The following is a 9,534-nucleotide window of genomic DNA, read 5'->3' as shown; positions in this document are numbered from 1 at the left end:
CTTATTTCTCAGCATTCTTTAAAATGATTAACATTTTGGAATGCTGAGTATAACGCTTCGACTTCGCGGGTACGCCTGTCAATATGGGGCTGCTGTTCGTTCTCCGGCGCGTTCAAATCTATATCGTGCAGCTTTGCGTGTGCGATTTCATGTATCGCCGTTTTCAAGGTTTGAATCTCGCTCATGCCCTCGTCAATGGCAATGCGCTTGTCCTCCAAATGGTAGTAACCATGAGAGCTACCCGGTATCTGCTCAAAGCCAATAGGAACGGGGGAAGTCTTTTCAAGGGCAGCGAAAAAATCCCTGTAACGCTCCACGTCGCCCGTCAGTTCATTTACGGCAATGTCGGGAAGCTCGCGCCCCTCGGTCTGCGACACGTCAAAGACAGACACTACCTTATAAGCGGGTATCGTGATTTCCTTTTCCTCCGTAACCGGCTTCCCGTCTTTCCCAATGATAGGCTGCTGCGTGTGGGGGTCGATTTTCTTCATTTCCTGTTTGACTTTGTAAGGCGACGGGGCAATGATTTTAATTCCTTTTTGCCCTTTTATCACGTTTCGCCCAAAATTATTTTTCCATGCGGAAAAGCCCGCAACAAGGGAAGCGTCCGGCTTCTGCATGGCGATAAGCAGCGTATTGTTAAAGCTGTAATTATGAAATTTTGACATGACGCGCAGATATTCCCGGTAACGCTCGCTGTCAAAGAGTTCCGTTATTCCCTGTTCCAGACGGTCGGTAATCTCTTTCAATTTCTCTGCGGGTTTTTCGCTCGTCAGCACAATAGGGATAACCGGGCGCGGCTCCTGCGGCTGCTCTATGGTCTGCACTGTTTTCTGTCCCGGTGCGGCTGCGTCCATTTCTACCTTTGACGGGTCGGGGCGGTGCGGCTGCGGGAAGCTCATAACGCGGTATTCCCTCGGTATGTCGCTTTCTCTGCCGTTGTACCACTCCGTAAAGGTGTTCTTGTTGTTGTAGATATAGCCCTGTTCGGTAAAGCGTCCTCCGTCATTGATAGCAGCGTCCCGCCCGTAATCCTCATACATGAAATACTTTTTTGCTTCTTCGGGCAGTTCTAATTCGTCCAGTTCGTCGATAAGGTAATAGCCGTAATCTTCTTCGTTCTGTACGGTGGGATAAAGCCAGTAGCAGTCAAGATTTTGTGCAAGGTTGATAAGGTCTTTGACACTTCCGGCACGTTCCCCAAGAGCTACCGCCGCCGTAAACTTGTCCCTGTCCTCGTCGCGCTGCATGGCAAGCAGATTGCCTAAGTAGTTCAGTTCGTCAAGCCCTGCGCTCTGGATAACGGGAAGCGGCACGTCAAAGGGCTGCTGCTCGGTGTTTGCAAAGCCGTTGATAAAGAAGTCCTGCGGGTTATCCGCAGTAATGCCGACGCGCTGCATAGCTTCGTGAAGCTGCTCCTTTGTGGTCGGCATGGAAAGCCACACGCCGCCCGGTTCGCTTGTTTCAAAGCGGGTGCGGCTGTCGATAAGAATGGAAAATTGTTCGCTCATGTATTCGCTCCTTTCTGAAATGGCAGCGTAGACGCTGCGCGTTGGTGGTTACGCTCCTAAATACAACGCGCCGCCTGTTCTGCCAAAGATTTTGAAAAATTGCAGAGGGTTTGGGAAACTTCCCAACAAGAAAAATCCCCCGCAATCGTCGGCAGACGAAAACGGGGGATTTACGGAAGTGGGTACCCGCTTCCTATGCTTGCTATTCAAGTTCTTTGTTCTTTGAAATGGTTACTTTGTAATTCACATATTTACCGCCCGTGTCGGCTAAAAGTACCGTTCCGTCGTAGGTTTTGCCCGTTTTCGGAGAGTACAGTTTTTTAACTGTTGCCTTGCCGGATTTAAGAAGTGCTGCGGCAATCTTCGGGGTAAAGGCGGTTTTTCGTTCCTCAAAGAAGCGGTCATTTTTCCACATGGTAAAGCCGCACTCTTTGTTGGAACAGTAGTAGTTTTTCTTTCCCTCATAGACCAGGGACTTGCAGCGGGGACACTTCCCAAGCTCTGTTTTTTCTGTCTTGAAAAGCTCTTGTTTCTCACCCAACACGGAAGCATAGGTTTTTACAAGCTCCTGCGTCATTGCTTCGATACCCTGCATGAAAGCGGCAGGGTCAGCGTTACCCTTTGCAATCTGCGTCAGATTGTTTTCCCATGCAGCCGTAAGCTGCGGAGAAGTTAAGCTGTCCGGCAGGACGCACACAAGGTTTGTGCCGTCTTTGGTAGGAAGTAGCTGCTTGCCCTTGCGCTCGATAAAGCCGCCTTTTACTAACTTTTCAATGACAGCGGCGCGGGTAGCGGGCGTCCCAAGCCCCCGGCGTTCTGCGTCCGGGTCGGTGTCCTCATTCCCAGCGCGTTCCATAGCAGAAAGTAAGGACGCTTCATTGTGGGGCTTCGGCGGCGTCGTTTCATGCTCCGTAACCTTTGCAGCAGGGTTTTCAAAGGTCTGTCCCTCGGTAAAGTCCGGCACATCTAAAACAAGTTCGTTTTCGTCGTCGCTGTCCGGCTTCTTTTTGAGGGTCACCCGGTAAAGCCGTTCCATGTCTTTCCACCCGGCAGCGATTACCGCCTTTCCCTTTGCCGTAAATTCATGGTCGGCGCAGGAGAAAACCGCCGTTACCGCTTCAAAACTGTACGGCTCGGCGGTCGCCATAAGCAGACGCGCCCCGGCAAGGGTAAGGATATTGCGCTCGCTTTCCGGCAGCGCGGTAAGGTCAGCCTTTGCAAGCTCCATAGTGGGAATGATTGCGTGGTGGTCTGATACCTTTTTGCTGTTCAGAACGCGGGAAACTTCCGGCGTAAAGGAAATGCCCGCCATAAAGGGCAGCTTCCCGCATAGCAGCGCGATAATGCCCGTCGCTGTTTCTCCCATGTCATCGGTCAGAAATGCGCTGTCCGTTCTCGGATAGGTCAAGAGCTTCTTTTCATAGAGGGTCTGTGCAAGGTCAAGGGTCTGCTTTGCCGTGTACCCGTAAATACGGTTTGTTTCCCGCTGTAAACTGGTAAGGTCAAAGAGCTTCGGCGGGGCAATGGTTTTCTTTTCTTTCACAAGGGAAGTACAGACAGCCGCCGACGCTTCGCAGGCTGCTTTCAGTTTGCCCGCTTCATCAGCGGCGCAGATCTTCGCGCTTGCCGCTTCTGCGCCGGGGAGCATAAGGCGCACATGATAGTAGGTTTCTTTCTTGAAGTTTGTAATGGCAGCGTCCCGGTCTACAAGCATTTTTAAGGTCGGGGTCTGCACACGTCCCACGTTCAAGGTCTTTCCATACAGGCAGGAGAAAAGGCGGGTCGCATTGATACCGATAAGCCAGTCAGCCTTTGCCCTGCATAGTGCGGAATGATAGAGGGTGTCATACCCGCGCCCGTCCTTCAGATGTTCAAAGCCGCTTCGAATTGCGTCCGTTTCCATAGAGGAAATCCAAAGACGGGTAAAGGGTTTCTTGCAGCCCGCCATTTCATAGACAAATCGGAAAATCAATTCTCCCTCGCGCCCCGCGTCGCAGGCGTTCACGACTTCCGAAACGTCGGCGCGGTGCATGAGGTCTTTCAAGATTTTGAATTGTTTTCCCTTGTCGGCGGCTACGGTGTACTGCCATTCCTGCGGCAGAATGGGTAAGCTGTCATAGCTCCATTTTCTGTACTGCTCCCCATAGGCGGCAGCTTCGGAAAGCTGTACCAAATGCCCGATACACCAAGAAATGATGTACTTGTCATTTTCGATATATCCGTCTTTCTTACCCGTAACGCCAAGGGCGGCGGCAACCGCCGCCCCGACGCTGGGTTTCTCACAAATCACAAGTTTCATTCTTCCTCGTCCTCCTGTTCGGTGTCTGCGATGTCAGTTTCTTCCTCCGGCTCGTCCTCGTCGTATTCGTCAAAATCGAACTCGTCAAGGTCGGTGCTGCCTTTTACGTTCTGCTTCGGTTTCATAAACTTAACGTAGTAGAGGGCTGCGCCGCCGCCAAGAAGTCCCACAACAAGGAAGATGAGAAGCCCGCCCATGCTGTTTTTGGGTTTCTCCGGCTCTGCGGGAGCTTCCGGCTCGGTGTCCTTGCCTGTGCAGTTATTGATAGTTACAGAGCAGACAGGACAGGCGGTGTTGACTTCGCCCGCCTTGCATTTCTCGGTACAGTTGCAGACAGCCGGGGGCTGTTCGGTCTGTTCCTCCCCGATAATCGCCATAAGGTCGCTTTCGTCTACTTGATTTAGGAAGTGGACGGAATTTTCCCCCTCGGCTGCCCGGTCAACGATAATGTAAAAATAGTTGCCGCCTTTGCTTTTCACGACGATAAACTGTTTATCCTCGGCAGCGTCCCCGTCGATGTCGTCCACAAGGGTCATGTTGCCCTCCGGGGTAAGGGGCTGCGGTTCGGTTTCCACGATCACGCCGCTGTCGTCGGTTTCTTCCGTCGTAGGTGTCTGTGCAAAGGCGGTAACAGAAAAGCCGCCCATGAGCATAAGGGCGGCGCAAAGTGCGGTAAGGCTTCTAAGAATTTTATTCTTCATCTGCATTGTCCTCCTGTTCCTCATAGTCTGCGGGCATAGGGGCAATGCCCGGAATACCTCCGCCCGCAAGCATAGCGGTAAGCTCCTGCGGGGTAAGGCGCATAGAGCGCACAAGCTGAACGATTTGCAGATTTTCCGCTTCGGTTTTCTGTGCTTCCAGTCCGCGCAGCCTGTTCTGATACTCCGTGATTTTCTCACGGGTCTTTTGGATTTCCTTGTCAATTCTTTCGATTTTACTCATTGCCATAAAATTTTTCTCCTTTCGATTTTCAAAAAATGTGTCAGTTCCAGTTCATCAGCCCGTACCCTTTGATACAGGCATAGTCAAGGGGATAGCTCTTAATCTTGCAGGCGTCGCCGGAATTGCCCTCCACGGTATAGACGCGGCTTTCGTCCCTGCCGATAACAAGTCCTACATGGTCTGCGCTGCCGTCTAAATCCCAGTCAAAAAAGATAGCGTCGCCGGGGGCAATGTTTTCATAGCCCCGCGCTCCCCATTGTCCGTGAGAAGTAAACCACGGAATACCCTGCGACTGGCAGGCGGCAAAGCGCGGCTCGGAAAGTCCCATTTGCCCGTAGCACCAGGACACGAAACAGGCGCACCATTCCACGCGGGAATTAAAGCCGTACCAGCTCCAATACGGATAGCCGCCCACATTTCCGACTTGCCGTTTTGCAAGGTCAACGATAGCGGTATTGCCGGGGCGCGTTCCGTTTACAAAGTCCACGCCGCTTAAATCTTCCGACGCGGAAGTGTCGGGAGAGCCGCCGCCAAAGATAAGGGGCTTGTTCCCGCTTGTCTGTAAGTACACCCGGTACATTTCCAGTTGTTCCGGGGTCAGATTGTTTTCCGCAATGGTGGATAGTGGGGTATTCGTCAGCTTGACGTTCAAGATGTAATACTCATAAGGCACTTGTACCGTGTAGGTGTCCGTATGCTCGTTGCCGTCCTCATCTGTCCATGTGTCGGTGCGTTCTTCCTCCCGGTAGCGTATTTCCACTTCCTCGGTCAGCGTCAGCTTGTATTGTTGATTGAAAATCCGCTGTAATTCGCTCTGTACCTCGGCGCAGGTGTAGCTTTGGTATTTTGCGGTCAGATAAGACGCTAATTCATGGGGATTGTGTCCGATATTTGCAAGGTCATAGCGGTACTCGTCATAGCCCGGATTGTCGCGCTCGATATTGTCAATCCTGCTTTGCAGCTCGTTTTCCAATCCTGCGTAGCTGTTTTCCACTTCCACAAGGTCGCTGTCCTCGGACGTATAGGACGTTCCAAGCACGCCGTTTAACGTGCCGGAAAACATTGCCCCACAAGAGGACAGCCCGGACATAACCATGATAAAGAGCAGTAGCACCCCGACAGCGATTGCCACACCCGCCGGGTGCCTTGCCACAAATGCTGCGGTCTGCTTCGTTTTCTCGGCGGCTTTGGCTGCCGCCTTGCGGGTGCGTTCTGCCGCGCCCTTGATACCCTTTGCGGTATTGCGGGCTTCCTTTGCATACTGCCGCTTGATTTTCTGCTTCTGCCAAAACCGGGAAATGGGGTTACTGGTTAGCTGCGGGTTCTCATGCAGGGTCTTGTGATACTGAAAGTCCATATTTGCCCGAAAAGCCGCTTTTTCTGCCTTTGCCGCTTCCCGGTAGGGTTTCAGCTTATGGTTGCGGTAGCCCTGCTTGATTTTCCGCGCCCCGTACTTCAATCCCCGTTCTGCGGCTTCCTCGCTCTTGTGTGCGCCCTCCACGCCGGAATTATCCTTTTCGACAGAATGGATTTTGTTATGTACCAAAATCCCGGCTTCCTGTGTGGGGCGGGATAGCGGGTTGTGCTTCTCCTTAAATCCGGGCGGCTTGTCCTTTTCCTCAAAGTGCAGGCGGGTCTTGCCTTTCCCGGTGGTTTCGTCAAAGGTGCGCTCTTTTACCAGTTTCTTTTCTTTGGGGATAGCTGCCTTTGCCTTATCCAAGCGGTCGGCGGCTTTATCGGATTTCTTGATATACTTTTCAAGCTCCGGGGCAGCGCGTTCCTCGTCGGTAAATTGCAGCCGGGAAGATTTCGTCCCGGCGGTAGCTTCTGCCTGTGCTTTTCGTACTGCCTTTTTACTGGCTTTTCGTGTATGGGCGGCGTCGATATGCTTCATGACGCGCTCCGTTTTGCCTGTGTCCGCTTTGGGGGCAGCTCCCGGCACATGGGGAAGCGGGCTTGTATCAGATACCGGGGGAAGCTGCATAGCGTCCTGTGCCGCCTGTTGTTCCGGGGTCTTTTGTAAATCCGCGTCCCGTATGCGGTTGCTGATACGTTCCGTGTCTCCCGTGGTCTGATTTTCTGCGATAGCCCCGTCGCGGGTCATTTTCTGCGTGATTTTATCGCGGGGCTTTAATGGGTCTTTCAAGTGTTACCACCTCCAATCCGCGCCCCTGCAAGGGCGCAATACTCGGCGTTCAGTTCAATGCCGATATAGCGGCGGTCAAGGCTTTGCGCTGCAAGCCCGGTGGTGCCGCTTCCAAAGAACGGGTCTATCACAACGCCGCCTTTCGGACAGCCCGCAAGTATGCACGTTTCCGCGAGCTTCGGGGGATAGGCGGCAAAATGCCCGCCCTTGTACGGTACGGTATTGATAAGCCAAACGTCCCGCTTGTTTCTTGTGGTCGGCATAAGGGCGTCGTCATAATAGCTGCCGCTGCGGGGCTGATTGATACCCTGTACCTTGCCCTGTCCTGGTACTTCCTCGGCGTATTTGTGTCCTGCGCTGCGCCCTTGCCTGTAGCGCGCAGCCGTTCCCGGCGCGATCGGCTCTGCAATGGCGGCAGCGTCATAGTAATATTTCTTTGATTTCGTCAGTAAAAAGATATGCTCATAGCAGCGGCTCGGTCGGTCGCGGCAGCTTTCCGGCATAGGGTTTTCTTTCAGCCAGATAATATCGCTGCGTAAATACCACCCGTCAGAGCGCAGGGCAAAGGCAAGAAGCCACGGAATACCGATTAAATCCTTTTGCTTGCAGCCCGCTTTCATGCCGCTGCCGCAGTATGTGTCTGCGATATTCAGCCAAAATGTCCCGTCGTCTTTGAGTACCCGGCGCAGCTCCCGGAACACTTCCACAAGCCGCCCGATATACTGCTCCGGCGTGTCCTCACGTCCAATCTGCGCGTCAAGCCCGTAGTCCCTTAGTCCATAGTAAGGCGGGCTTGTGACGCAGCAGTTCACGCTTTCGCTCGGAAGCTCCCGCAGGGCATAGAGGGCGTCGCGGTTGATGATTACGTCTGTTTTCATGGCTTGCTCACTTCCTCCGGCTTTGTCGTAAGCAGACAGTAAAGCTCGGTGTCCGTCGGGAAGCGGTCAATGAACGGCAGCACCACATTCCCGTAAAAGATAAGCCCCTCGCCCGCTTCGGTGTGGGTTACATACTTCATCTGCTGCGGGGAGATGTTAAGCTGCTTTGCAAGGATAGCCCGGTCGCCCTGTGCCTGATTGAGCATGAGGACAAAATCGGAGTTTTCAAAGATATTCTCGACTTCGCGGCTGCTTAAAAGGTCTTTGACGTTCTGTGTGATAGCCGTCGGTATGCCGCCCCATTTACGAAAACGCTTCCAAATCTCCACAGAATAGGCTGCGGTCTGTTCCTCTTTCAAAAGCAAATGAAATTCGTCCATATAGTAACGGGTTGCCTTTTTCTCGGCGCGGTTGACGGTCACGCGGTTCCACACCTGGTCTTGCACAATGAGCATACCTAATTTTTTGAGCTGCTTTCCAAGCTGCTTAATATCAAAGCAGACAAGACGGTTTGAAAGCTCCACGTTGGTACGGTGGTTAAAGACGTTCAGAGAGCCGGAAACATAAAGCTCCAATGCCGCCGCAATGCGGGCAGCTTCCGGCTCCGGCTGTTTCAGCAGTTCGTTGTAGAGGTCGCCCAAAATCGGCATTTTTGCCGGGTCGGGGTCTGCAAGGAAAGGTCGGTACACATTCCTAACGGCGCGGTCAATGACGGTCTTTTCCACGGGCTGCAAGCCCTCTTTGCCGCCGATAACAAGCTCGCAGAGGGAAAGGATAAAGTCGGATTTCAAGGCAAGCGGGTTGTCGTCCTCGGAGTAGTTGAGGTTAATATCCATAGGGTTCACATACTGGGGCTTGCCGTCCATGCCTTTTCCGGCAGGCGACAGACGTATCACTTGCCCGCCCAAACGCTGCACAAGGGAAAAATATTCTGCTTCCGGGTCGCAGATAATAATATCGTCGTCGGTAATGAGAAAGGCGTTTGTCATTTCCCGTTTTGCCGCAAAGGATTTACCGCTTCCCGGTGTTCCAAGAATAAGCCCGTTGGGATTTTTCAGTTGCTTGCGGTCGCAGAGTATCATGTTGTTACTAAGGGCATTTAAGCCGTAGTAAAGGGCTGCACCCCTTTGGAAAAGCTCCTGCGTGATGAACGGGATAAAAATAGCGGTGCTACTGGTCGTAAGCCCTCTTTGAATGGGGATAAGGTTCTCCCCAAGAGGAATAGAGGACATAAAGCCCGCTTCCTGCAAATAGTCAAGGCGGGTCAGAGCGCAGTTGTTTTTCTGTGCAAAGCCCGCCGTAGCAAATACGTCATTATCTAGTTTCCGTTTTGTGTCTGCCATGTTTACCACAAGGAACGTCAGCAGAAACATTCGCTCGTTGCGGCTCTGTAAATCCTGCAACAGATTTTTTGCTTCGCTGCCGAAAGTAGCAAGGTCGGACGGAATTATATCCATGTCATACCCGCTGCGTACCGCTTTTTTCTGTTCCTCAATCTTCATCTTGTCGAGGTCGGTTATCTTGCGCTTGATAGTCTTGATTGCTTCGCTCTGGTCGATACTGCGGATATGCATATTGACGATTATCCCGTTTTCAAGGTCGAGAATGTCCGAAAGCATACGGTCATTCAGCTCCGGCGCAAGGATTTCAAGGAACGATACCGCACCAAGTTTTCGCCCCATGCGGAACGTGCGCCCGTCGCCAAAACGGAACGAGGACGGGGCGATAAAGTCCTTTGTAGAAAGCCCCGACGGCACA

At 52.6% G+C, this 9,534-nt stretch carries 6 protein-coding genes and 1 pseudogene; all 7 read right to left on the bottom strand.

The window, feature by feature from the left end; genetic code table 11:
• Positions 1–20: 20 nt before the first annotated feature.
• Positions 21–1,517, bottom strand: a pseudogene (locus tag DWX28_RS18355) (antirestriction protein ArdA); the annotation flags it as partial.
• A gap of 196 nt (positions 1,518–1,713) precedes the next feature.
• Positions 1,714–3,810, bottom strand: a complete 2,097-nt coding sequence (locus DWX28_RS18350) for a DNA topoisomerase 3 (protein WP_117524143.1) — start codon at positions 3,808–3,810, stop codon at positions 1,714–1,716.
• Entirely contained in the window at positions 3,807–4,511 is a 705-nt protein-coding gene (locus DWX28_RS18345; protein ID WP_117524145.1) for a DUF4366 domain-containing protein, read from the bottom strand. The genes DWX28_RS18350 and DWX28_RS18345 overlap by 4 nt, the downstream gene beginning before the upstream one ends.
• Complete coding sequence (locus tag DWX28_RS18340) at positions 4,501–4,758, bottom strand: DUF4315 family protein (RefSeq protein ID WP_005928569.1); 258 nt, start codon at positions 4,756–4,758, stop codon at positions 4,501–4,503. The genes DWX28_RS18345 and DWX28_RS18340 overlap by 11 nt, the downstream gene beginning before the upstream one ends.
• 34 nt (positions 4,759–4,792) lie before the next feature.
• The gene (locus DWX28_RS18335; RefSeq protein ID WP_035393412.1) at positions 4,793–6,856 is read right to left on the bottom strand and encodes a C40 family peptidase; all 2,064 of its coding nucleotides are present in this window, start codon (positions 6,854–6,856) and stop codon (positions 4,793–4,795) included.
• A 38-nt stretch (positions 6,857–6,894) separates the two neighbouring features.
• Positions 6,895–7,776 (bottom strand): DNA-methyltransferase, encoded by an 882-nt coding sequence (locus DWX28_RS18330; RefSeq protein ID WP_005928563.1) that lies wholly within the window; start codon positions 7,774–7,776, stop codon positions 6,895–6,897.
• Positions 7,773–9,534: VirB4-like conjugal transfer ATPase, CD1110 family (locus DWX28_RS18325; RefSeq protein WP_243002496.1), on the bottom strand; the 1,762-nt coding region annotated here is incomplete at its 5' end. The genes DWX28_RS18325 and DWX28_RS18330, both read right to left, overlap by 4 nt.

Origin of the sequence: Blautia sp. AF19-10LB (assembly GCF_003461245.1) — a bacterium.
Lineage (GTDB): Bacteria > Bacillota > Clostridia > Lachnospirales > Lachnospiraceae > Blautia_A > Blautia_A intestinihominis.
The sequence above is the reverse complement of the archived record's forward strand: the minus strand, read 5'-3'. Positions and strand labels throughout refer to the sequence as shown.

What these genes read in the sequence shown, in the direction of transcription:
- DWX28_RS18350 (WP_117524143.1), bottom strand. Translation starts at nt 3,810, where the DNA reads ATGAAACTTGTGATTTGTGAGAAACCCAGCGTCGGGGCGGCGGTTGCC.
- DWX28_RS18345 (WP_117524145.1), bottom strand. Translation starts at nt 4,511, where the DNA reads ATGAAGAATAAAATTCTTAGAAGCCTTACCGCACTTTGCGCCGCCCTT.
- DWX28_RS18340 (WP_005928569.1), bottom strand. Translation starts at nt 4,758, where the DNA reads ATGGCAATGAGTAAAATCGAAAGAATTGACAAGGAAATCCAAAAGACC.
- DWX28_RS18335 (WP_035393412.1), bottom strand. Translation starts at nt 6,856, where the DNA reads ATGACCCGCGACGGGGCTATCGCAGAAAATCAGACCACGGGAGACACG.
- DWX28_RS18330 (WP_005928563.1), bottom strand. Translation starts at nt 7,776, where the DNA reads ATGAAAACAGACGTAATCATCAACCGCGACGCCCTCTATGCCCTGCGG.